This is a genomic window from Streptomyces sp. NPDC055239, assembly GCF_053606205.1.
Window position 1 is genome coordinate 1423232 of sequence record NZ_JBSGRD010000001.1, and the last position, 22101, is coordinate 1445332.

General features: G+C 69.0%; 15 protein-coding genes. 2 read left to right on the forward strand and 13 right to left on the reverse strand.

The genetic code is table 11. The features are described from left to right. Positions 1–9 precede the first annotated feature (9 nt). The 4 genes from ACWFRJ_RS05985 to ACWFRJ_RS06000 all read right to left on the reverse strand — a co-directional run bounded on the left by ACWFRJ_RS05985 (position 10) and on the right by ACWFRJ_RS06000 (position 4854). A complete protein-coding gene (locus ACWFRJ_RS05985) occupies positions 10–1611 on the reverse strand; it encodes an aldehyde dehydrogenase family protein (RefSeq protein WP_453524963.1) in 1602 nt (533 codons plus the stop codon). A gap of 13 nt (positions 1612–1624) precedes the next feature. Continuing rightward, positions 1625–2494, reverse strand: coding sequence for an NAD(P)-dependent oxidoreductase (locus tag ACWFRJ_RS05990; protein WP_453524964.1), 870 nt, complete (start codon positions 2492–2494; stop codon positions 1625–1627). Between the two features lie 86 nt (positions 2495–2580). Then, positions 2581–3483 carry a MurR/RpiR family transcriptional regulator gene (locus ACWFRJ_RS05995; RefSeq protein ID WP_453524965.1) on the reverse strand — a complete coding sequence of 301 codons (903 nt, stop codon included), beginning with the start codon at positions 3481–3483 and terminating at the stop codon, positions 2581–2583. 336 nt (positions 3484–3819) lie between these two features. Beyond that, positions 3820–4854 carry a sulfotransferase family protein gene (locus ACWFRJ_RS06000; RefSeq protein ID WP_453524966.1) on the reverse strand — a complete coding sequence of 345 codons (1035 nt, stop codon included), beginning with the start codon at positions 4852–4854 and terminating at the stop codon, positions 3820–3822. 409 nt (positions 4855–5263) lie between these two features. Here ACWFRJ_RS06000 and ACWFRJ_RS06005 point away from each other — a divergent pair, with 409 nt between their 5' ends. Further along, on the forward strand, positions 5264–5842 hold the full coding sequence (locus tag ACWFRJ_RS06005; RefSeq protein WP_453524967.1) for a dienelactone hydrolase family protein: 579 nt from the start codon (positions 5264–5266) through the stop codon (positions 5840–5842). 92 nt (positions 5843–5934) lie between these two features. On the opposite strand, the gene ACWFRJ_RS06010 is transcribed toward ACWFRJ_RS06005, so the two are convergent. The 5 genes from ACWFRJ_RS06010 to ACWFRJ_RS06030 all read right to left on the reverse strand — a co-directional run bounded on the left by ACWFRJ_RS06010 (position 5935) and on the right by ACWFRJ_RS06030 (position 11350). Beyond that, entirely contained in the window at positions 5935–6456 is a 522-nt protein-coding gene (locus ACWFRJ_RS06010; protein WP_453524968.1) for a hypothetical protein, read from the reverse strand. A gap of 55 nt (positions 6457–6511) precedes the next feature. Then, positions 6512–8101, reverse strand: a complete 1590-nt coding sequence (locus tag ACWFRJ_RS06015) for a PTS ascorbate transporter subunit IIC (RefSeq protein WP_453524969.1) — start codon at positions 8099–8101, stop codon at positions 6512–6514. 62 nt (positions 8102–8163) lie between these two features. Beyond that, positions 8164–8973 (reverse strand): PTS sugar transporter subunit IIA, encoded by an 810-nt coding sequence (locus ACWFRJ_RS06020; RefSeq protein WP_453524970.1) that lies wholly within the window; start codon positions 8971–8973, stop codon positions 8164–8166. A 236-nt stretch (positions 8974–9209) separates the two neighbouring features. Beyond that, entirely contained in the window at positions 9210–10775 is a 1566-nt protein-coding gene (locus ACWFRJ_RS06025) for an alkaline phosphatase D family protein (protein ID WP_453524971.1), read from the reverse strand. Next, positions 10772–11350, reverse strand: a complete 579-nt coding sequence (locus ACWFRJ_RS06030) for a phosphoesterase (protein ID WP_453524972.1) — start codon at positions 11348–11350, stop codon at positions 10772–10774. Before ACWFRJ_RS06030 ends, ACWFRJ_RS06025 begins: the two co-directional genes overlap by 4 nt. 545 nt (positions 11351–11895) lie before the next feature. Between ACWFRJ_RS06030 and ACWFRJ_RS06035 the strand changes: the two genes are divergently transcribed. Beyond that, positions 11896–13617 (forward strand): chitinase, encoded by a 1722-nt coding sequence (locus tag ACWFRJ_RS06035; protein ID WP_453524973.1) that lies wholly within the window; start codon positions 11896–11898, stop codon positions 13615–13617. Between the two features lie 84 nt (positions 13618–13701). Here ACWFRJ_RS06035 and ACWFRJ_RS06040 read toward each other — a convergent pair whose 3' ends face one another. The 4 genes from ACWFRJ_RS06040 to ACWFRJ_RS06055 form a co-directional block, all read right to left on the reverse strand. Continuing rightward, positions 13702–16740 (reverse strand): glycosyl hydrolase, encoded by a 3039-nt coding sequence (locus tag ACWFRJ_RS06040; protein WP_453524974.1) that lies wholly within the window; start codon positions 16738–16740, stop codon positions 13702–13704. Positions 16741–17183: 443 nt separating this feature from the next. Beyond that, a complete protein-coding gene (locus ACWFRJ_RS06045) occupies positions 17184–17354 on the reverse strand; it encodes a hypothetical protein (RefSeq protein ID WP_453524975.1) in 171 nt (56 codons plus the stop codon). Positions 17355–17479: 125 nt separating this feature from the next. Then, on the reverse strand, positions 17480–19354 hold the full coding sequence (locus tag ACWFRJ_RS06050; protein WP_453524976.1) for a ThuA domain-containing protein: 1875 nt from the start codon (positions 19352–19354) through the stop codon (positions 17480–17482). Positions 19355–19359: 5 nt separating this feature from the next. Then, positions 19360–21816 (reverse strand): PQQ-dependent sugar dehydrogenase, encoded by a 2457-nt coding sequence (locus ACWFRJ_RS06055; RefSeq protein ID WP_453524977.1) that lies wholly within the window; start codon positions 21814–21816, stop codon positions 19360–19362. Positions 21817–22101 lie beyond the last annotated feature (285 nt).

A 22101-nucleotide genomic window follows, 5' to 3' on the forward strand; every position in this document is an offset into this window, starting at 1 on the left:
CGGGGCTCCTCAGTAGCTCAGGGACGGGAACGGGGAGCCGGCGGCCCGGGTGGGCGTCCATACGGCCTTGGTCTGCGTGTACTCGTCCAGCACGCCGGGGCCGGAGGACCGGCCGTGCCCGGAGTCGCCGAAGCCGCCGAAGGGCACCGCGACGTGAATGGTCTTGTACGAGTTGATCCAGAAGGTGCCTGCCCGCACGGCGCGCGCCACGTGGTGGGCGCGGGCGACATCCTGGGTCCAGACCGCCCCCGCCAGGCCGAAGACGGTGGCGTTGGCGCGGGCGATGGCCTCGGCCTCGGTGTCGAAGGCGTCGGCCCCGACCACCGGGCCGAACACCTCGGTGGTCTCCAGCGGATTGGTTGTGCTCACGCCGTCCAGGACCGTGGGCGCCACCCAACGCCCGGCGGAGAGCGCCGAGCCGGAGAGCGTGTCGGGCAAGGCGGCGGAGGTCACCCGGCGGGCGCCGCCCGCAAGGCCTGCCTCGATCAGGGAGGTGACGGTGTCGAACTGCGGTTGGGTGATGATGGGGCCGACCTCGGTGGCGGGGTCGAGGGGGTCGCCGAGTCGCAGGCGTGCGGCTCGCTCCGCCACGCGTGCCACGAACTCGGCATGGACCGACCGCTCCACCAGCAGCCGGGAGCCGGCCACACATGACTGCCCGGCCCCGGAGAAGATGGCGGACACGGCGCCGTCGGCCGCCCGGTCGAGGTCCGCGTCGGCGAAGACGATGTTCGCGCTCTTCCCGCCGAGCTCGAGGACCGTGGGGATCCCGGCTGCTGCCGCCGCGACCGCTACGCGCCGACCGGTGCCCACCGAGCCGATGAAGGACACCTTCCCGACGCGCGCGTCGCTGGTGAGGGTCGCGCCGACGGTGGAGCCCAGGCCCGTGGCGACGTTGAACACGCCGTCGGGCAGGCCCGCCTGATGTGCCAGCTGGGCCAGGCGCAGGGTGGAGGCGGGCGTGAACTCGCTGGGCTTGACGATGACGGCATTGCCTGCGGCGAGCGGTGCGGCCGAGTTCCAGCCCCCGGTGAACAGGGGCGCGTTCCACGGGGTGATGGCGACGACGACGCCCCAGGGGATGCGCTCGGTGTAGGTGTGCCAGTTGCCCGGGACGGGGATCGTGTGGCCGAGCAGCTTGTCGGCCCAGCCCGCGTAGTAGCCGAACATCTCGGCGACCTTCGCCGCCTCGCCGCGGGTGTCGCGGATGGGCTTGCCCGTCGTGGCGGACTCCAGGACCGCCAGTTCCTCGGCGTGCTCGGCGACGGTGCGCGAGACCTCGCGCAGGATCGCCGCCCGCTCGAAGGGATCCGTGGCGGCCCACACCGCGGCTCCGCGGACGGCGCTGGCCAGCACGGAGTCGGCGCCCTCGGTGCCTGCGTCGGCGTAGTCGGTCACCTGTTCCGAGGTGGCGGCGGCCGTGAGGGAGACTGCCTCGCCCCGGCCGGTGACGACGCGTCCGTCGACGAAGGAGCCAAGGCCCTGCGGGAAATGGGCGGCCAGGGCGGCGCGGGCCGCGGCGGCACCGGATGATGTCGAGCCGGTCAAGCCGGTCAAGCCGGTCAAGCCGGTGGAGCTGGTGGAGCCGGTCGAGAAGGTCGTGCTGTCCATGTGGCGCTGGTCCTTAGGAGGCGAGGGTCGGTGCGACGGTGCGGGCGATCTCGGAGAAGTCGGCGGCCGGGCCGAGCTCGGCCAGTGCCTCCTGCCAGCGCTCGCTGGCCGCCGTAAGGAGCTGCGGCGTCGCGCCGCGCTGCCTGGCGGTCTCGACTGCCAGGGCGGCGTCGCGGGCCATGAGCCCCAGAGCGAAGCCCGAGTCGTAGGTGCCGCTGAGCACCCAGCCCGGATACATGGCCGCGGATGCCTTGCTGCCGCCGGAAGCGCCACTGATCCCGGCAGCCGCGTCGGCCGGGTCGACACCGTAGGCCTGCGCCACGGCGAGAGCCTCGCCGACGGCGACCAGATTGACCGCGGCCAGCACGTTGTTGAGGAGCTTGACCACGTTGCCGGAGCCGGGGCCGCCGAGGTGACGGTACTGCCCGCCGGTGAGGGCCTCCAGTACGGGCTGCGCGGCGGCAAGGGCATCCGCGGTGCCACCGACAAAGGCGGTCAGCCGGCCTGCCACCGCGCCGTCACGACCGCCTGACACGGGGGCGTCGACGAAGGACGCGTTCTTGTCCGCTGCCAGGTCGGCGCATGCGGCGGAGGTGTCCGGCTGCGAGGTCGTCGTATCGACGACGGCGACTGTGCCGGGGCGGGACAGCAGGACGGGCAACGTCGACTCGACCACCTGCGCCGACGGCAACGACAGGACCACGTAGGCAGTGCCGGCGAGCTGGTCAAGGCTGTCGACGGTGTCCACACCGGCCGCCTGAGCGGCGGACCGCGCCGCGGGGGAGGGATCGAACCCGCGCACCTGCCAACCGGCCTGCAGCAGGGCCGCGGCCATGGCACCGCCCATCGAGCCGAGGCCGACGACGGCTATGTGCTTACTCATCAGTGCTCCTTGCGAAGGGGGCATGGGACCAAGGGGGGGGCATGCGACCCAGAGGGGGGGGACATGGGACCAAGGGGGAGGAGCCCTCAGTCGAGGTAGATGTCCAGGTCTCGCCAGAGCTGCTGGGTACGGCGGATCGCGGCGCGGCTGCGCTCCGGCTGCGCCTCCTGCATTCCGGCCAGGAGCCCGTAGATCACCGAAGTGGCGGCCGTGACCGACTGGAAGAAGGAGATGCCCTCCGACGGCACGATCAGCAGGTGGTCGGCGATCGAGGTGGCCAGCCGCCCGCGGCGCATGTCGGTGATCGCGACGACGGTGGCGTCCGCCTCGCGGGCGGCCGCGGCCGCGGCGATGACCTGCTTCATGGAACGCCACATGTTGACGACCACGAGGACGTCGCCCGGACCGATGTTGTTCACGGCCGTGGCCAGGTGCACGCCCGCCCGGTTCTCCAGGGTGATGGGGTAGCCCATGGTGGACCCGAGGTGGGCCATGACGCCGGCGGGCCCTGCGAACGAGCCGGTGCCCACTACGAGGATCGACCGTGCCCCGGCCAGGGCTGCGATGGCCGCCTCGGCGTCCGCCGCGGTGTTGCTCTCCAGGGTCTGGCGCAGGTTCTCGACGTCACGCGTCAGCGCGTCGTGCAGAGGGCTGCGGTGCTCACCGTGCTCGGTCAGGGTGTCCTCGGTGGAAATCTGCACCAGGTAGCGCGCCCGCAACTCCCGTTGCAGATCGGGCCAGCCCTGATACCCCAGGGTCTGCGCCGCTCGGACGACGGTCGAACTGTTCACGTCCGCGCGCTCGGCGATCTGCGCGATCTCGGCGTACGAGGCCAGCTGCGGATTGCGCACGATGACGTCGACGACTCGGGTCTGCGCCTTGGACAGCGGTACGTCGGGAAGGGCGTTGCCCAGCCACTGGCGATCGGCGGTCTCTGGGGCACCGACGCCGTGCTCGGGGGAGTGCTCGGGGTTCTGATCAGTGGGCACGGGTGCGCTGCTTTCCGGGAGAACGAGCCACTTGCAAGAGGGATTGCAGAACCGTACATCGCAATTTCAATTGCGGGAAGGCTTTGGTGGGTCGCTCGGCCGACGCGTGGCGCGTCTTCGTGGGGGGAGAGAGAGCGCGGTCAAGGCCCCGTTCGGCCATGGCGGACCTGGTTCCACGTGCACGGCGTGTGTGGCCCCGGCTGGAGGGTCAGCGCCTGGCTGCAGTGGGGGCGCAGGCCGGCGGTCAGGCTGGGTTCTCGGTGAGCGGTTGGCGTCGCGGCTGCGGTTGTTGTTGACTTCCGCGGCCACCACGGACAACGGAGCATGCCCTGGTCGTCAGCTTTGCCTGTCCTCCAGGGCCCGGGTGCCCGGAGCGCAGCTGTTCCTCAGATCATCGAGTTCGGCGGGCGTCAGCTGCTTCCTGGCTGAGCCGCGGCGGCTGTCGTCGAGCTGGGCGCACGCGCCGTCCAGCCACCGGCGCGAAGGCTCGACCCCGATGAACGCGGCGAGGCGGGCGAGCTCCTCTTGGGGAGCGTCGAGGAGATCCTCGTAGGAAAGTGTCATCCGCTGAGCGGCGGGCAGTTCGTCGAGGAACCGTGCGCCCTGGGCGACGAGTTCGGACCACAGGGCGCCGAACCGGCGCAGCGGAAAGCCCCGCTCCTGTACGAGGGCGGGGTCGAAGCGCTCGTCGAGCAGGGGCGCCAGATCCGGCGGCAGGGAGCGCACATCCTCGTCCGTCAGGTCGCCGAAGCTCTCAACGCCCGTCCGCTCCTTGATCTCCCGCATCAAGGTGATCACGCGGTATCCGGGGTGACGGCTCATGGACAGGGCACAGTCGGGCCCGTCGCGGAACAGGTGCACGAACTTCGCGTGAGGGAAGGCAGCTCGCAGCCCTTGGGCCCAGCCCGTCGAGTAACCGGAGCGCTCCACGACGGCGGTGCGCCCCCACCGCGCGCCGAGCCACTCGAAGAGCGCTTCGTGGTGTTCGGCTGCGGTGCGGTCGGGCCAGTCGATGACCGCCGCGCGGATTTCGTCGAGCAGCCCGTCGGGGTCGTCGGTGAGGTGGGGCAACACCATGAGAGAGAGCGCGGGGATGCCGGTGCTCTGCGCCGTGTACTGACCCGGGCGGCGTGTGTAGAGGAACTCGGGCATCAGGAGCCCGCTGCGGATCATGTTCGCGAAGTACGGGGTGGGCCGGAAGAGGGCTTCCCAGAACTCCCCGCCGGAGACCTGGCCTGCGGGGAAGGCCGCGTCCCCTACGGAGGCCATATATTCGTTGAGGCTGAGGACGTCGGGGTGGGTGTTGAGGATGCGGGACAGTGCGGTGGAGCCGCTGCGGCCCGTGCCGATGACGAAGGTCAGACTGCGCAAAGTCGCTCTCCGAGAGCCAGAGGCAGGTGTTCCGGGGCTCTGTGCACCTCAGCACACTCACACCGATGGCACCAGAGGGCCCCATATGGCAGAGGTCCGCGACGTGCAGGGCGGCTCCGTCGTCACCTCCGTGAAGGCTCACGGCATACGGAGATCAGTGGAGGCACGACCGAACAGGCGACGGAGCGCCGCCCCACCAGGGCGAGCTGCTCTACGCAGAGGACACCCACAGTGGGGATGGGCAGCCGCGAGCAACTGCGCCAGCTCGTCCCTCGCGGCTCGACCCCGACCGGCACTCCAGGAGCCCCACCCATCTGCTCCTGGCCGACTGGACCCGCTGGTGTCCGTGCTGCGGTTCATACTCGTGTGGGGGTGCCATCCGGGTGCCGCATCAAGAGGGGGGGCCGACATGGCTGAGGTTCTGGTCTTCCACCACGGGCACGGGCTGACCGCGGGCGTCCGCGAGTTTGCCGAACAGCTTCGCCAGGCCGGACACACCGTCCACGTTCCGGACCTGTTCGAGGGGCAGGTATTCGACACTCTTGAGGAGGGCATGGCCTACGCCGAGAACGTCGGGTTCGGCACCATCATCGAGCGCGGAAACGCCGCCGCCGAGAAGTTGTCTGCGGAGCTCGTCTACCTGGGGTTTTCACTGGGCGTCCTGCCCGCGCAGAAACTGGCCCAGACCCGTCCCGGTGCGAAGGGCGCGTTGTTGATCGAGGCATGCGTTCCGGTCTCAGAGTTCGGCGGTATCTGGCCCCAGGGCGTACCGGTCCAGGTCCACGGCATGGACGCAGATGCGTTCTTTGCCGGAGAGGGAGATGTGGACGCAGCCCGCGCGCTCGTCGAGACGGGGGCGGATGCCGAGTTGTTCCTCTACCCCGGCGACAGACACCTGTTCACCGACGGCAGCCTTCCCTCGTACGAGGAGCGCGCCACCACGCAGATCACCCATCGGGTACTCGAATTCCTCGACCGCATCAAGTAGTCCCGGGGGCGTTTCGATACAGCGGCAACCACCGACTTCGACAGGCTCCTCTTCCAGCAGCCATTTCAATTCCAGCAGCCATTCCAACCGACTCAGTCGTCGGCCGCGACGAGGAGCGTGATCCGTCCAGCTGAGCGGTCGATGAGCACGAGTTCGTGGAAGTCCTCGTGCACACGCCCCCAGTCATGGATGGCCGCATCCCCGAGCCTGCTCAGGTAGTAGATGTGGTCTGCCGCGGCCAAGCGATCGAACACCTCCTGCTGCAGATCAGCCGCCAGCTCGGCGGGCACGCCCCCGAGCTGGTTCGCCCACCCCCACAGGACGTGCGCGCTCTTCTCCCGGCTGACGGCTTCGTAGACGTCAGGGGTGACCAGCCTCAGCCAGTACGGCCCGTGCCTTGGCCCCTCCGCCAGGACCCCACCACCGGCATAGTCGTCCCGGAACTGTTCATGCCCGATCAGCGCCGCGAGCAGTTCCCGACCCCCGATGGACTCCGCAGGGAGCCGTAGATGCTTGATGTCAACCCACCTGAAGCCATGTGACCTCGCATCCTGGAACTTGTAGTCCCGGAAATTGATGAAGGCACTGGCTTCATGGGTGAGCTGGTTCTCCATGGCGTCACAGCATAGGAGCCGCACAAGGCCACTCTGCGGACCCATCGGACAGGCCCTAGTCCTCCGGCTGCGGCGGCTTCGGTGCCCCCGCCGGTGGGGCGATCTTCGCGTACTCCCGGTTCGTGGTCGGGGCCGAGGTCTCCTGGGCCTCGAGGGTCTCCCGCGCCTCGAGGGTCTCCCGCGCCTTCGGAGGCAGGAACTTGTCGCGGGCGGCTCCCGGGTCCCAGCCGGTGTCGACGACCTTCTTCTGCCAGGCGATGGCGGCGATGAGGATGGCGACGCCGATCAGCAGCAGGAGGACGATGCCGGCCACCGAGCCCGCCTTCGCCGCGTTACCGATGATCAAGCCGAACCAACCGAAGTCGGCGTCCCCGAACGTCGTGTTGGCCGAGCCGAACGAGCCGAGCACCCCTAGCAGGAAGGCAGGCAGGAGGGTGATCACCACGCCGTTGAGGAACGCGCCGACGGCCGCGCCGCGGCGGCCGCCCGTTGCGTTGCCGAAGACGCCCGCCGCGCCACCGGTGAAGAAGTGCGGGACCAGACCCGGCAGGACAAGGGCCGTGCCGAACGCGGGGTTGAGGACCCCGGCCAGCAGCCCCAGGGTCACCAGGCCGCCGGTGAAGGAGCAGATGAAGCCGACGAGGACGGCGTTCTGCGCGTACGGGAAGACGATGGGCGCGTCCAGGGCGGGGATGGCACCGGGCACGACCTTCTGAGCGATTCCCTGGAAGGCGGGGACGAGTTCACCGAGGATCGTGCGGACGCCGAAGAGGATGACGGCGACGGCGATGCCGAACTGGAGGCCCTGTCCGAGCGAGGACATCAGGTAGTTGCCGATGCCGGTCGAGCCGGGGTCTCCCTTCCCCGACGAGTACGCCTGGAATGCCTCCGTCCTGCCGACCTTGGCCAGGAAGACAATGGCCATGATCATGTAGATGATGACCATGGACAGGGCCGTCGCCACCATCGAGTCGCGCAGGAAGCGCAGGCCCTCGGGGAGGTTCATCTCCTCCGTGGAGCGGCTCTTCTTGCCGATGGCCTGTCCGGTCGCGCCGGAGACGATGTAGCCGGCCGTGCCGAAGTGCCCGACGGCGACGCTGTTGTTGCCGGTGACACGTTTGGTCCAGGGGTGGGCGAAGGCGGGCATCGCGACCAGCATGATGCCGAGCAGGACGCCACCGGCCACCACCACGACCCATGAGGTGACTCCTGCCGTGGCGAGGACCATCGTCAGCAGAGTCGCCATGAACAGCATGTGATGGCCGGTCAGGAACACGTACGAGAGTGGTGTGAAGCGCGCCAGGAGCAGACTGACGAGGAACCCGAGGATCATCAGCCACGCCACACGCGAGCCGTACTCGGCCTGGGCGATGCCGACAATGGCCTCATTGGTGGGGATGACGCCGTGCGAGCCGGTCGCGCCGGTGATCATCTTGCCGAGCGGTTCGAGCGAGGCGGTGACAAGGGTCGCACCCGCGCCGATCAGCAGGAAGCCGAGCGTCGCCTTGATGGCGCCGCCGACGACCTGGCCGGTCGACTTCTTCAGAGCGATGAGGCCGACGGCCGTGATGATGCCGATGAGATAGGCGGGGACGGCGAGGATTTCATTGACGATGAATTTCGCGATGTCGACGAGGACGTTCATGGGGTTCCCGGAGTTTTCTGGAGGTTCGGCGGGGACAGAGAGCGGGGGAGGAGGCCGGATGTTCAGACGTCGTACAGATCGCGCAGCGCGGCGTCCACTTCCTTGGCGCTGGTGAAGTCCTCGATCACCCGTACAGGCACGCCCACGTCGCCCAGGGCCCTGGCGATCTCACGGGAGGTCAGGATGGCGACGGCGTCCGACGCCTTGCCCTTGGCGGAGATGGTGTCGGTGGCCTCGGTGTTGATGTAGCGGGACCACTTCCATCGGTCGAGCACTTTGTCGAGCGTCGACTTGAGGAACAGGCTCGTTCCGACGCCGTTGCCGCAGACGGTGAGGATCGTGTGCGTGCCGCCGGAGCCGCCCGCTGCCTTGGTGGCCACGGGCTCGGTCGGCTCGGCCGACTTGGCGGGCTCGGCGGGCTCCTCGGCCCTTACGAGGATCTGCCGCACCGACTCCGGGGTCGGCGCCTGGTCGAGGGCATCCACCGTCTCCGGGTCGGCAAGCAGCCGGGCGAGGGCGCCCATGGCCTGCGTGTGCGCGGAGGCGTCCGTCGCGGCCAGGGCGACGACGAGGCGGACCGGGTCATTCGTGTCGTGGCCGAACGGTACGGGCTCGACGAGACGCACCCAGGACATGCCGGTGTGACGCACGGCGGGCGACGGCCGTGCGTGGGCGAAGGCGAAGCCGGGAGCGACGACGATGTACGGCCCGTTCTCCTCCACCGTGCGGAGCATCTCCTGGGTGTACGCGTCCGTGCTGACGCCGTTCGCGACCAGCAGGTCCCCGGCGGCACGGATGGCGCCCTGCCAGTCGGGAGCGGGGGCGTCGAGGCGGATGGCCTCGACGGGGAGCAGTTCGGTGAGCTGGGGCATGAGGCAGGGATACCTCATCGAAGCGCGAAACTGATGAAGATTCAGTCTGGCTCGTGAGGTGACGTGTCGCGGCCTTCGTCACCTTCTCCTCCGTACGTGTTCCCCTCACCCCTCCTCTGTACGGCCCCCGTCTGTACGGCCCCGTCGGCGACCACCAAAGGGGGCGTCCTGCGAAACGTTGGTACGGCACCGGGACGTGCCCCGGTCTCCGGGCCGGGGCACGCCGGAAACCGGTGTCAGTCCCTGCGGTACTGGGCGGGCGACCCCTTGGTGTCCTCGTCCTCGTAGGACCCGGCCGTGCCCCGGTCCACATGGAACGTCGTCAGCGTGCTGATGGACGAGTGCGGGTCCCGGCGGTCACCGATGACCCGCATGTGCGCGCTGAACCGCTCCGGCGTCACCTCGTACACGTCGTAGCCGTACCTGTTGCCCTCGAAGTACTTCAGGTGCTGATTGGCCTTGCCCATCAGGGGGCCGTTGGCCGCGTTCCAGTCCGCGGAGTACGCGCCGGAGGTCACCGAGTGCGCGGTGAACTCCGTTCCGAGCAAGGGGGATTCCGGCTCGTCGAAGTCGGTGCGGATGTCGTCGACGAACGCCGAGTGCCAGTCCCCGGTGATCACTACCAGGTCCTCCAGACCGCTGTCGTGCACGTGCCCGAGGACCTCCTTGCGCTCGGTGAGGAAGCCGTCCCACTGGTCGGTGAACATGTACGAGCCGCCGGGACGGCCCCGGAGCTGGCTCAGCATGATCGAGTTGGCCCATACGTGCCACGCGTCAGGGGCGCGGTCGACGGTCTTCCTCAGCCACGCCTTCTGCTCGGTGCCCAGGATCGTGCCGTCCGGCAGGTTCTGCGCCGAGCGGTACGAGCGCAGGTCGAGGACGGCGAGCTCCAACAGGTCGCCCCAGCGCCGCACTCTGTGGATCTCCGGGTCGGGCAGTGCTGACCCGCCGAACGAGTCGCGGTGCGGCATGTGTTCGAACCATGCCTGGTACGCGGCTGCGCGGCGCCGCATGAACGGGGCGCCGCCGCCGGTGCCGCTGTAGTCATTGACGACCTCGTGATCGTCCCAGGTCAGGAACCACGGGTGGGCGGCGTGCGCCTCGCGCAGAGATTTGTCGCCCTTGTAGAGAGCGTGTCGCTTGCGGTAGTCGGCGAGCGTGAGGATCTCCGGGCCGTCGTGGTCCCGTACGTGCTGTTCCGGTACGCCGCCGACCTGGCCGTGCTCGTAGATGTAGTCGCCGAGGTGCATGACGAAGTCGACGTTCTCGCGGGCGATGCCGCGATGGGCGGCGTAGAAACCGTCGTGGAACGCCTGGCAGTTGGCGGCCGCGAAGGTGACCTTGGAGACGCGGCCGAGCGGTGCCGTCTTCGTACGTCCGACGCGGCTGGTCCTTCCGAGTGCCTTGAACGCGTACCAGTAGTGCCGGCCCGGGGCGAGACCGCTCACCGGGACGTGCACGCTGTGGCCGAGCGTCGCGGACGCCGGTGCCGTGCCCCGGGCGACTACGCGGCGCAGCCGGGCGTCCTTGGCGACGATCCACTCGACCTCGACGACCTCGGGAAGTCTCTGCTCGGCGGCGAGCGGTTCGGGGGCGAGTCTGGTCCACAGCATCACGGAGTGCGGCTGCGGATCACCGGAGGCGACGCCGAGCGTGAAGGGCGCGCGGTCGTACTCGGCACCGAGGTTCTCGGCGGCCTCGCGGGCCTGCGCCGGGGTGAGACCCGAGGCGAGCGGCCAGGCGAGGCTGAGCGCGCCGGCGGCCGCGGCGGACTTGAGCAGGTCACGTCGGTTGACGGTCATCGGCGGTCTCCGGTGGCGCTGAGGGTGAGGGAAAGGGCGTCCGCGTAGCCGTCGTTGGAGGTGCCGCCGCCGCTGCGTGTGAAGACGAGCAGGACCCGCGCCGAGCGGGCGGTGGGCGGCACGGCGGCCTCGGCCGTGCGCTCCAGGAGACCGGTCTTGCCCTGCCGGTCGGCCGCGCTGACGGGGCCGAGGACGCTGAGGGCGACCGGGGTGCCCTTGGCGTCGCGGAACTCCACGGAGAGGCGCGCGCCGTCCTCCTGTCCGGCATAGCCGCCCAGCCAGCCGGCCAGCGTGTAGCGGACCTTGCCCGCGTCGACGGCGCGGCGTCCGGTCGGACCTGCCCTGGGCAGGTCGATGTCCTGCATCACGGCGGTGCGCGGGCTGTTGCCGCCCGAGAAGAAGCGGCTGCCGCGGCGGTCCGGGCCGGCGTCCGACGCGGTCGGGTAGCCGCCGCCGAGACTGTAGGCGATGAGCGCCGGGGCTCCCTGGGTGACCTTCCAGCCACGGACCTTCGAGACGGGATCGGCACTGCCGCCGGACCCGCTCTCCGCGTCGCCGTTGACGACGAGATTCACGCATGCCTCCTGTGATCGGTGAGTTGAGCGCGGTCAGCCCACCAGCCCCGCGTGAACCAGGAGAAGCATTCCGACGAATTCTGTTACCGCCGTACACCCCTCCACATGTCCGTACACCGCTGCACATGGCCGTACGCCACCGGTTCACCGGCTCGCGGGTGCTCCCGTCCCCGTCCTGGCCCGCGGCCGGCAGGCAAGGCGCCGGACGCATTCGCACGAAAGGCTCCCCGGCCAACCAGCGAGCGCCGACGGCGGCCGTTGTGACGAGCCGCGGCCCCTTCGTCTCCGTCCGATGCGGTGCTGGGGGAGCGAGCCCTTGTACCCGGGAGATGGGCAGCATGTCCGATACGGCGGCCTCGCAGACCATCCCCGCACCCGCGGAGATGGTCCCCCAGCGGCGCAGCGCGTGCGGTCCTCGAGTGCTCCGAGGGCGGGTCGTTTCGCCAGAGGTCTTGACAACTCGATTGGTCTGGACCAGCTTTGCGCACAGTAGCGGTGGCCACCGACTCTCACCTTCGTCCTTCACCTCTCCCTGGAGGCATTCCGTGGACCGTGTACGTAAGGGCAGACCCGGCGTTCGCCGGAGAATCGGCGCGGCGATCGCCGTCGGTGCGGCCGCCGCGCTCGCCGTCACCGCGCTCGCCGCGCCCGCTCAGTCGGCGGACGCCAAGGCGGCGGACGTCAACGTGGCCAAGAACGCCGGGTTCGAGTCGGACCTGAGCGACTGGACCTGCGCCGCGAACAGCGGTGCCGCCGTGACCTCCCCCGTGCACGGCGGCACGAAAGCGCTCAAGGCCACTCCGGCGGGCCAGAGCAACGCCGAGTGTTCCCAGATCGTCAAGGTGAAGCCCAACTCGACGTACAAGCTCAGTAGTTGGGTCCAGGGCAGCTATGCCTACCTCGGCGCCCGCGGCACCGGCACCACGGACGTGTCGACCTGGACGCCGGGCAACTCGTCCTGGCAGCAGCTCTCCACCAGCTTCACTACCGGTGCGAACACCACGTCGGTCACCGTGTACACCCACGGCTGGTACGGACAGAGCGCGTACTACGCGGACGATGTGAGTGTCCTCGGGCCCGACGGGGGCGGCGGCACCGACCCGGTGGAGATACCGGCCGTGCCGGCCGGTCTTGCGGCGGGCACGACCACGTCCACGTCGGTCGACCTGTCCTGGACCCCGGTGTCCACGGCCACCGGATACACCGTCTACCGCGACGGCACGAAGGTCGCCTCGACCAGCGGCGCCTCGACCACCGTCACCGGTCTGACGCCGGAGACCACCTACAGCTTCCAGGTGAGCGCCTCGAACGCGGCGGGTGAGTCCGCGAAATCGACGGCGGTGTCCGCACGGACCACCAAGGGCGGCGGCGGAGACGGCGGCACCGTGCCCAAGCACGCGCTGACCGGCTACTGGCAGAACTTCAACAACGGCGCGACCGTGCAGAAACTGCGGGACGTGTCCTCGCAGTACGACATCATCGCCGTCTCCTTCGCCGACGCCACCACCACGCCGGGCCAGATCACCTTCAACCTCGACCCGGCCGTCGGCTACTCCTCCACCGCCGACTTCAAGGCGGACATCGCCGCGAAGAAGGCCGCGGGCAAGTCCGTGATCCTCTCGGTCGGTGGCGAGAAGGGCACCATCTCGGTCAACAGCGACGCCTCCGCGACGGCGTTCGCCAACAGCGCCTACGCACTGATGCAGGAGTACGGGTTCAACGGCGTCGACATCGACCTGGAGAACGGCCTCAACCCCACCTACATGAGCAAGGCACTGCGCCAGCTCGCCGCGAAGGCGGGCCCGAACATGGTGCTCACGATGGCGCCGCAGACCATCGACATGCAGTCCACGTCAGGCGGGTACTTCCAGACGGCGCTGAACGTGAAAGACATCCTCACGGTCGTCAACATGCAGTACTACAACAGTGGTTCCATGCTGGGCTGTGACGGCAAGGTCTACAGCCAGGGCAGCGTGGACTTCCTGACCGCACTCGCCTGCATCCAGCTGGAGGGCGGCCTCGACCCGTCGCAGGTAGGCATCGGCGTCCCGGCGTCGACGCGCGGCGCGGGCAGCGGCTACGTGGCCCCGTCGGTCGTGAACAACGCCCTCGACTGCCTGACCCGGGGCACCGGCTGCGGCTCCTTCAAGCCGTCGAAGACGTACCCGGGACTGCGGGGCGCCATGACGTGGTCCACGAACTGGGACGCGACGGCGGGCAGTACCTGGTCGAACTCCGTCGGCCCCAAGGTGCACAGCCTTCCGTAGCGAACGAACGACCTGGCGGGGCGGGCAGACCGACCACGGTCCGTCCCGTCCCGCCCGGGAATGAACGCCGCTCGGTGCTCGCGCTCAGGGGAGCCGAGGGTGAATGACCTCGATGGCGAAGGGGGTGAACATCACCGGCCCGCGCAGGCCATAGGAGGAGGTGCGTGAGCTGGTCTTCTTGTAATGCGTCACGGCGTTGCGCAAGGTCGTACGCACGACGACGCGCACCTCGTTGGCCCCCGCCTTCAGCCGTTCGGTGACGTCCCAAGTGACGTCGGAGGTTATCTGGGTGCCCACCAGATCACCGTTGAGGTGGATCTCGGCAGTGCCTTCGACGGTGCCCAGGTTCAGTTGCACACCCCGGCCGCTGCCCAGCCAGGTGTCGGAGACAGTGAGAGTGCCCGTATAGGTGCCGACCCCGGATTCTCCTGCGATCTGCTCGCGGTCGCGCCAGTCCCACAGCGGGAACGTGCCGGACAAGGCAGGGATGTCGATGGACTTGGGGCCGTCCGGTGTCGCCGCCTCGACGGACAGGCGCCAGGCATAGGGGCCCGGACGAGCGGTGTCCTTGTGGGCCGGCCGAGCGGTCACAGTGACGCGGCGTCCGTCGCTCAGAGAGAAGCTTCGGGTGCCGGCCTCAGCGGTGTGAAATTCGATCCGGCCGTCCACCACACGCAGGTCGGCGGCCAGGGCGGAGTCGACCACGTGCACCGGAGCGGACGCCTGCGTGTCGAGCGCGAGGACGCGGGTCTCCTGTGGGTGGAGACGGGTGGGTATCAAGGTGCGTCCGTGCGCGTACCTGTACTGGGCCGCGGGTTCGATCGTGCCGTCCCACAGATGCAGCACCGACACGGCGCCGGTGCCCTCGATCGCGGGGGTGAACTCCACAACGCTGCCGGTGGGGTTGTACAAGAAGAGGTAGCGCACTCCGTGGGCGTACCGCAGCTGGCTGAGGACGTGCGCATCGTTCCACCGGACGCGCGGAAGCACCCTGTGTTCCTGCAGCGCCAGCAGGACGTCCGCCTGCGTCTTCGCCGTGATGGCGGCAGGGCTGCGCAGGGCCCGTTCGATGGACTCGGCCACCTTGCGGTCGGCGCTGCGGCCCGCCCGATAGGCGGTGTCCCGGTGGGGCGGCTCTCCGACGAAGACGACGGTCACGCCGGCCGACACGGCACGTTCGACGGCCCGGGCGGCCTCGAGGGGCAGGGCCCGTTCGTCGATGATCAGAGCCCGGTACTGCGGGCCGGACGGGCAGAGCACCTTCTTGCCGACTGCTGATTCCTCGGCGAGCCCGACCGGGTCGATGTACTGGAGGGAGTACCCGTGGCGCTCCAGCGCGAGCGTGTCGAACAGGGCTGCCGGTTGGGTGCCTTCGTCGGAGGAGAGACGGGCCGCCGTCGTCAAGAAGCCGTCCCGGTAGACGGCGACATCCGTGCGCGGCGATCCCGACTCCAGGACGAGCGCTCCCCGCGCCCAGTACTCGGTCGTCCTGCTCAGCGCTGGCCACTGAGGGTTGTGGCGGTCGTTGAAGCTGTCGAGGTTGTCGCCGAACCGGTACTTCCCGGGCCACTGGGCGCCTTCGCTCAGGTACTGGAAGCCGTGCAGGAACGGCTGTGTGATCCCTGCCGCCCACTCCTTGTCGATCATTGCCTTGTAGTCGCCCGGAGAGATCTGGTGGCACTGCTCGGGCTGCGCGCCCAGTTCGGTCGACACCCTGAGCGCACCACCCTGATGGGCGCCTCCCACGACGGTACGCTGCCAGTCCAGGGCGTAGCGCCATCCGTAGTTGCGGATGTCGGTGGGGAAGCGGTCGCCGGAGTTGTAGGACTCGCCCTCCACCCGGCCGCCCGCACGGGCGAGTTCACGGAAACTGCGGATCGGCTCCAGGTCCTGCCCGTACGCGGCCTGTGCCTTGTACGTCATGCCGTAGCCGCGCGCCCACTGCTGGAACGGCTTCAGATGGTTGTCGACGTAGAGGTCGGTGATCAGACGGTAGTAGTCGGCGCGCACCTTCGCGCCCTGGCCATCGGGCAGGTCGAAGTCGGCCACAGGGGGCTTGGCCGGGACCCAGTAGCGACTCATGCCGTGCTGGAACATCAGAGGGAGGTGGGCGGCCATGTCGTATCCGCGACGTCGCTTGAACTCCTCCAAGAACCCGGGCGCCCAGAACAACGAGTCCGCGTCCAGTTCGAGTGAGTCCTCGAAGAAGTCGCCCCCGCACCGCTTGAGTGCTTCGACGTTGTCCTTGCCCACCTGGTGTTCGTCAAGGTAATCGGTGGCTTTGCGCGCCGCTTCGGCGTCGAAGACGCTCGTCACGCCGCGCTCACCCTCACGGCGCCAGAAACCGAAGACGATCCAGTCGCCTGATGTGGGCGCCTTCCAGGTGAGCTTCCCGTCGACGACCTCGCCGGTGACGTCGAGGAGCGAATCGGTGGCCAGGACCGTGGACTTGGACGGAACCTTGATCGGTGTCCCGTACGGCGGGCGTTCGTTCTCCGGCAGGAGCTCGGCCGCGGGCCCTCGTTCCAGGACCCGGGCGACGGTGGCCGCGACCAGATGCGCCTTCCTCTTCTTGTCCGGGTCGTCGAAGGGCCACGGCACCTCGTCGGAGAAGCGGCCGTTGCTCGCGTCCGCGCGGCCGTACTGCACCTCCTGCTGGGCATATCCGGAACCGGCTCCGGTGTTGGGCGTCTGCACCGGCCAGTTGGCACCCATCGTCATGCTGACGCGCAGGTCGAGGGATGCGGCGGCGTCGAGAACGGCGCGCAGGTTCTCGCGCTGCTCGTGATTGGCCCAGGAGTCGGTCGAGTAGGCGATCTCGACTTCGCCGAAACCGGCCTTCGCGATGGCGGTGGCCTCTCGCACGCTCTCCTCGACCGACAGCGGCGCGGACCACCACCAGCGCACGGCAGGTCTGTGGTGCACGGACGGGCTTTTGAAGGCTTCCGCGGCGATCGGAGCGGGAAGCCGACCGGAGTTCGCGGACTCCACCTGCTCGGCCCTTGCCACCGACATGGCCTCAGTGTGTTGTGCCGCTTGTGCCTGGCCGGCTCCGGGAACTGCGGCGGTGGTCGCGGTGGCGACGCCGGCCGCGAAGAGGGACCTGCGGGAGAGCATGGCCATGTCTGCCTCGATTCCTGCGAAGGTGCGAAGGCTGTGGGGGAGAGGTGTTGCGTGTTCCGGCTCTCGCAGCGGAGATGAAGTGGCCGCGGGGTTCTAGGAATTGAACGATTCAATATTGCAGCCGTGTCGCAAGACGGGGCCTGCGTCCTGCGCATCGAGCCGCAGGGTCGCCGTCGGACGGCCGTCGGGATACGAGGGTGTCCATCGGGCTCGTCCGACCGGCCACGGTCAACAGACGGTGGCGACTGACGTGAGGGGGGTGTTCGCCTGGTTGCTCGGTCATATGGATCACGGTCCCTGTGGGGTCGCTGGGTGCCGGCGAGTGCAGGGGGCGACGACGGAGGTCTTGAGTGGTCGCGCCTTCGTTCCGGAGTTGCCTATAAAACGTTTCAACTCGACGAACGTAGGCATCTGCTGTCACAACGTCAACCCTCCGTCAACGGCTACTCGTTGAGGCGGCCGGAATCACGGCCGAGCGGCCCCGGATCGATCCTGAGCGTCGCGAGCGAACCTGGCCACACCACCCCCACCGCGTATACCACTACCGAGAACAGGCACAGCAGGATGCCGACGGCGGTCGATCCGCGACCGGACATGGCGACGCCGACCACCACGGCGCCGGCGAACGACGCGCCCGGTCCGAAGTGTGTGGTGGAGCTGCGGATGGAGAGGGACGCCGATGCCCCCGGAACCACCGTTCCGGGGGCTTGTGGCGTCCTGTGTCCCGCTTCGGCGCTCGCTACCGGTGAGCGGCGCGGTTCGGGCCGGTGCCCGTGACTACCGCCAGGTCTTGGCTTCTTCTCCTGCCCTCGTAGCGCTCCACCCAGTACGCCGTCCGGTCCAGGTAGGCGCTCTCCGCCGCCTCACCTATCCTTCCGTACGCTCCTTCGAAGGTGAGATAGCCGTGACCGGCCGGCGGTGAACTGTCGGCGGGTTCGATGGAACTCCCCTCGTGCCACTCGTTGAAGGACGTCACCGACACCCAGGCGGGTGAGCCGCCGATGGCCGGGTCCAGGGCGTTGTTCCACTGCTTGTCGTATGCAGCTCCGTCCGCGCGGTCGAGGGTGGGAGTCGTGTTGCCCGGGACCGCCCGGTCGTCGATGTAGCCGGGAGCGACCGACGGGGCCCAGATCAAGTCGTGGGCACGGGCGTAGTCGCCGGCCTGCTTCCAGCCGGGGGCGGTGGCGCCCGCGATCCCGTCGTACGTGTACATCCCGGAGAAATGGGCGATCTTCGTGGTGTCGGTCGTCTGGGCGAGCACGATGCTGCTGTCCGTCACCTCGTCGAGCGCGGTCCAGTCGTTGATTCGCAGGCTTTCGAAGACATAGAACGCGGGTCTGTCGCCGTGCTCGGCGGAACGGTAGAAGGCGGGGTGGCTGCCGTAGGTGTCGTTGATGTACTGGATGTCGGACACCGTGGAGGCCGCGGTACGCCCCGAGTACGGCTCCAAGTGCCAGGCCACCTTGATGCCTTCCTCGGCCGCCGCGTCCAGGACGCCCTTGGCGAGCCGGTCCTCGTATCCGCCACGGCCCCACCAGCTGTAGACGATGACTCCGGCGCCGGATTTCCTCACCTCCTTCATGTGCTGGGCGACGGCACCTTTCATGTCCCCTGAGTCGTAGGGGCCGAGCGCCGGGTAGTAGTCGGCGCCGATGTCGTCGGGCGGGGTGTGACCGCCCTGGGGCCAGTGGCGCCAACTTCCGTTCACGGCGGCGTTTCCGTACCACGGGTAGTAGAAGAGGTGGACGTTCTGCGATCCCTCCGCGACGGCTCTCGTCCGGGTTGTATCAGGATCAGGCGCGCAGTCGCCCGGCTCCTGCCCCGCGGCGTAACGGACCGCGCCGAGCAGCAGGGTGCGGAAGTCGGGGTCGGCGTACGACTCGGCGGTATGGCCGAGGCCGGTGTAGAAGGAACGGCCCTGGCCCTGCGCGTGGCACCAGGTGATGGGGTGGTCGCCCGCCATCTCTCCGCCGCTGTAGGTCGATTCGTCCAGGCTCTGCAGGACGTGGACGCCGGAGCGGGGGTTCGCGCGGTAGTTGTACCACTCGTCGGTGCGGGCCCAGGTGGCGCCGAGGTGAGAGGTCGCCGGGTGGGCGCGGTCCTCGTTGACCACGGTGGCCTGCTGAATGGCGGGGTGGCTCTTGAACCGGGCCCCGACGAGCTGCCCGTAGTACGGCCAGTCGTACTCGGTGTCGGCCGCCGCGTGCACCCCGACATAGCCGCCGCCGGAGTCCACGTACGACTGCAGGGCGTCCTGCTGGGCGCTGTTGAGGACGTCGCCCGTGGTGCTGAGGAAGATCACGGCCTCGTATCCGGAGAGGTTGTCCGGGCTGAAGGCCGCGGCGTCCTCGGTGGCCGTGACGTTGAAGCCCTGCTCCTGGCCGAGGCGGCGCAGGGCCTCGGTGCCTGCCGGGATCGAGTCGTGGCGGAAGCCCGCCGTCTTGGAGAAGACGAGGACGTCATAGGACGCGGCGTCCGCTCGACCGTCGGTGCCCTGCGCCGATGCGGCCCGCGCGGTCCAGGTCGGTGCGGTGATCGGCACGGCGAGTGCGGCGGTCAGTGCGAGGGCGAGAGCGGCGGGTGCGCGACGCAGCCGCCTCGACGCTCTGCTCATGCTGCTCATGGTTGACGCCCCTTCTGCGCGGTGGTGGCGAGGGTGAACGCGTCGACGTCGAAGAGGTTCCCCTGACCGCTCGGTCCCTTGAAGACCAGTACGAGGTCGGTCGTCCCCGACGGCGCTGCGGACAGGTTCGCCGTGACCTCCTGGTAGTTCTCCCAGCCGCCTGTCACGGGCACGGCCACCGAGCCGAGTCGGGTGCCGGTCGGTGAACCGGCGCGGATCTCGATCGTGCCCCCTGCGCCGCCCGAGGCGATGCGTGCGGTGAACGACTTCGCGTCGGCGAGTGCGTAGGGCTTGAACGAGATCCAGTCGTCGTTGTCGGTGAAGCCGACCGTGCCGGCGCCTTCCGCGGGGCCGTGCCCGGCGATCTGGATGCCCGACTGGGCGGTGAAGTGCTCGGCCTGCCGGTGGCGCGGCTGCAAGGTCCGCAGGCTGTGCGTGGTCAGACCTGCCTTGTCGGTGTACTCGGCGTCGAAGACCCCGTAGAGATTGGCCGCGCTGTCGTGCTCGCCGTCGGCCGGCACCGTGATGCTGCCGCTGCAGCCGTTCTTGGACGTGATGGCGTGCGAGTGGCTGTCGTGCCCGAGGAGATAGGTGACCTTGACGTTCGCGCAGTCGATCGCGCCGTCCTCCGGGTCGCTCACCGAGACCTCGAAGGGCACCGTGTCGCCGAAGGAGAACAGCTTTCCGTCAGCGGGCTGTCGCAGGGAGACCGTGGGGGCGGTGTTGCCCGCGGTCACCACGAGGCTGGCGCTGCCGGTCAGACCCTGGGGATCCTTGACGGTGAGCGTCGGCCGGTAGGTTCCCTTCGTGGTGTACGTGTGTGAAGGGTTGGCCTGGGTCGAGGTGGAACCGTCGCCGAAGTCCCAGGAATAGCTGAGGGGTTGCCCCTCGGGATCGGAGCTGCCCGCGGAGGAGAACCGCACGGTCAGTGGCACGGCGCCGGAGGTCTTGTCCGCGGCGGCCTTGGCGATCGGGCTGCGGTTGTTGCCGCCGAGGTATTCGATGCGGTACAGGGCCTGGTTGTTGCTCCCGGTGCCGTAGTCGAGGACGTACAGGGCGCCGTCCGGGCCGAAGTCGCTGTCCATGATCTGAGTGCCGGTCCAGGGGAAGTCCTCGATGGCGCCCCGGGATCCGTCGGACTTCACCTCGATCGACTTGATCCATTTGCGGCCGTACTCGGTGGCGAGGAAGCGGCCGTCGAGGGACTGCGGGAACTTCACCGACGACTGCAGATCAGGGTCGTAGCGGTAGACCTCGCCGCCCATGGGGGACTCGGAGCCACTACCCAGCTCGGGCGGCGAACCGTCCCATCCGTACTTGATCCAACTGGTCTGCGCCGGAGGCAACGTGGACTGTCCGGTGTTGCGGAACGAATTGTTGGCCGCACCGCCCGCGCAGTCGTACTTGGCGCCGGACGGACCGCTGGGGAAGGTGTACGCGTTGTACGTCTCGGCGCTGGTGTTCGTGCCGGTGCAGTACGGCCAGCCGAAGTTGCCCGGGGCGGTGATGCGGTCGAACTCCACCTGGCCGCCGGGGCCCCGGTTCGCGTCGCCGCCGCCGGCGTCGGGCCCGTAGTCGCCGAGATAGACGACGCCGGTCTGCTTGTCGACGCTGATGCGGAACGGGTTGCGGAAGCCCATCGCGTAGATCTCGGGCCGGGTGTTCGCGGTGCCGGGTGCGAAGAGATTGCCGGCGGGGACGGTGTAGCCGCCGGACGCCGTCGGTTTGATGCGCAGCACCTTGCCGCGCAGGTCGTTGGTGTTGCCGGAGGAGCGCTGGGCGTCGAACTGCGGGTTGCGGTCGATCCGTTCGTCGATGGGGGCGTAGCCGGAGGAGTCGAACGGGTTGGTGTCGTCGCCCGTGCTGAGATACAGGTTCCCGGCGGCGTCGAAGTCGATGTCCCCGCCCACGTGGCAGCACTGGCCGCGGTCGTTGGCCACTTGGAGCACGACCTTCTCGCTGGTCATGTCGAGGGTCTTGTCGGCCTTGAGCGTGAACCGGGAGAGGTTCAGATGCCCCTTCCACCGCTCGAAGTCGGCGGCGGTCCCGGTGGCCGGCGCGTCACCGGACGGGGTGTCGAGCTTGGGCGAGTAGTAGACGTACACCTGGCGGCTGGCGGCGAAGTCCGGGGCAGCGGAGATGCCCTGCAGCCCCTCCTCGTCGTGGGTGTAGACGTCCAGCTTTCCGGCCTGGGTGGTGTTCCCGGCGGCGTCGGTGTATCTGACCGTGCCGTCACGGGCGGTGTGCAGCACTGAACGGTCGGGCAGCACGGTGAGGGACATGGCCTCACCCAACTCGGCGCCACCTGTGGCTAGTTGTACCTGTTGGTAGTCCGCGGCCGGGATGTCCCGGGCGTCTGCCCCCGCAGGGACGGCGGCGGAGACGGTGAGGCCGGACAGCGTGAGTGCGAGTGCGGTGAGCAATGTGAGCCCTGTGCGAGGGCGTGGGGACATGGGGCATCCTCCTGACGCTTGGGGGTGTGTCAGGCAGGGCGCGCGCCGGCCGCGCTTGCTGCGGTGCTGGAAAGCTGGTGAGCGCGTACTGAAGTACGGACCGACGTGCCGATGCATGCGTGATTTGCGCATCCGGCACGAGAAATTGCGCAGAAGTGCGAGCGCTTTGCATCCTGGCGACGCCCCACAAATTTGTCAAGGCCGTGTCAAAATGCGCGTCGGGCTCTTCTTGGGACCCGGCCTCGTCTGCGCCATGGGGGCGACCGGTCATGCAGCGAGTGGGGC

What these genes read in the sequence shown, in the direction of transcription:
- ACWFRJ_RS05985 (WP_453524963.1), bottom strand. Translation starts at nt 1,611, where the DNA reads ATGGACAGCACGACCTTCTCGACCGGCTCCACCAGCTCCACCGGCTTG.
- ACWFRJ_RS05990 (WP_453524964.1), bottom strand. Translation starts at nt 2,494, where the DNA reads ATGAGTAAGCACATAGCCGTCGTCGGCCTCGGCTCGATGGGCGGTGCC.
- ACWFRJ_RS06005 (WP_453524967.1), top strand. Translation starts at nt 5,264, where the DNA reads ATGGCTGAGGTTCTGGTCTTCCACCACGGGCACGGGCTGACCGCGGGC.
- ACWFRJ_RS06010 (WP_453524968.1), bottom strand. Translation starts at nt 6,456, where the DNA reads ATGGAGAACCAGCTCACCCATGAAGCCAGTGCCTTCATCAATTTCCGG.
- ACWFRJ_RS06015 (WP_453524969.1), bottom strand. Translation starts at nt 8,101, where the DNA reads ATGAACGTCCTCGTCGACATCGCGAAATTCATCGTCAATGAAATCCTC.
- ACWFRJ_RS06020 (WP_453524970.1), bottom strand. Translation starts at nt 8,973, where the DNA reads ATGCCCCAGCTCACCGAACTGCTCCCCGTCGAGGCCATCCGCCTCGAC.
- ACWFRJ_RS06025 (WP_453524971.1), bottom strand. Translation starts at nt 10,775, where the DNA reads ATGACCGTCAACCGACGTGACCTGCTCAAGTCCGCCGCGGCCGCCGGC.
- ACWFRJ_RS06040 (WP_453524974.1), bottom strand. Translation starts at nt 16,740, where the DNA reads ATGGCCATGCTCTCCCGCAGGTCCCTCTTCGCGGCCGGCGTCGCCACC.
- ACWFRJ_RS06050 (WP_453524976.1), bottom strand. Translation starts at nt 19,354, where the DNA reads ATGAGCAGAGCGTCGAGGCGGCTGCGTCGCGCACCCGCCGCTCTCGCC.
- ACWFRJ_RS06055 (WP_453524977.1), bottom strand. Translation starts at nt 21,816, where the DNA reads ATGTCCCCACGCCCTCGCACAGGGCTCACATTGCTCACCGCACTCGCA.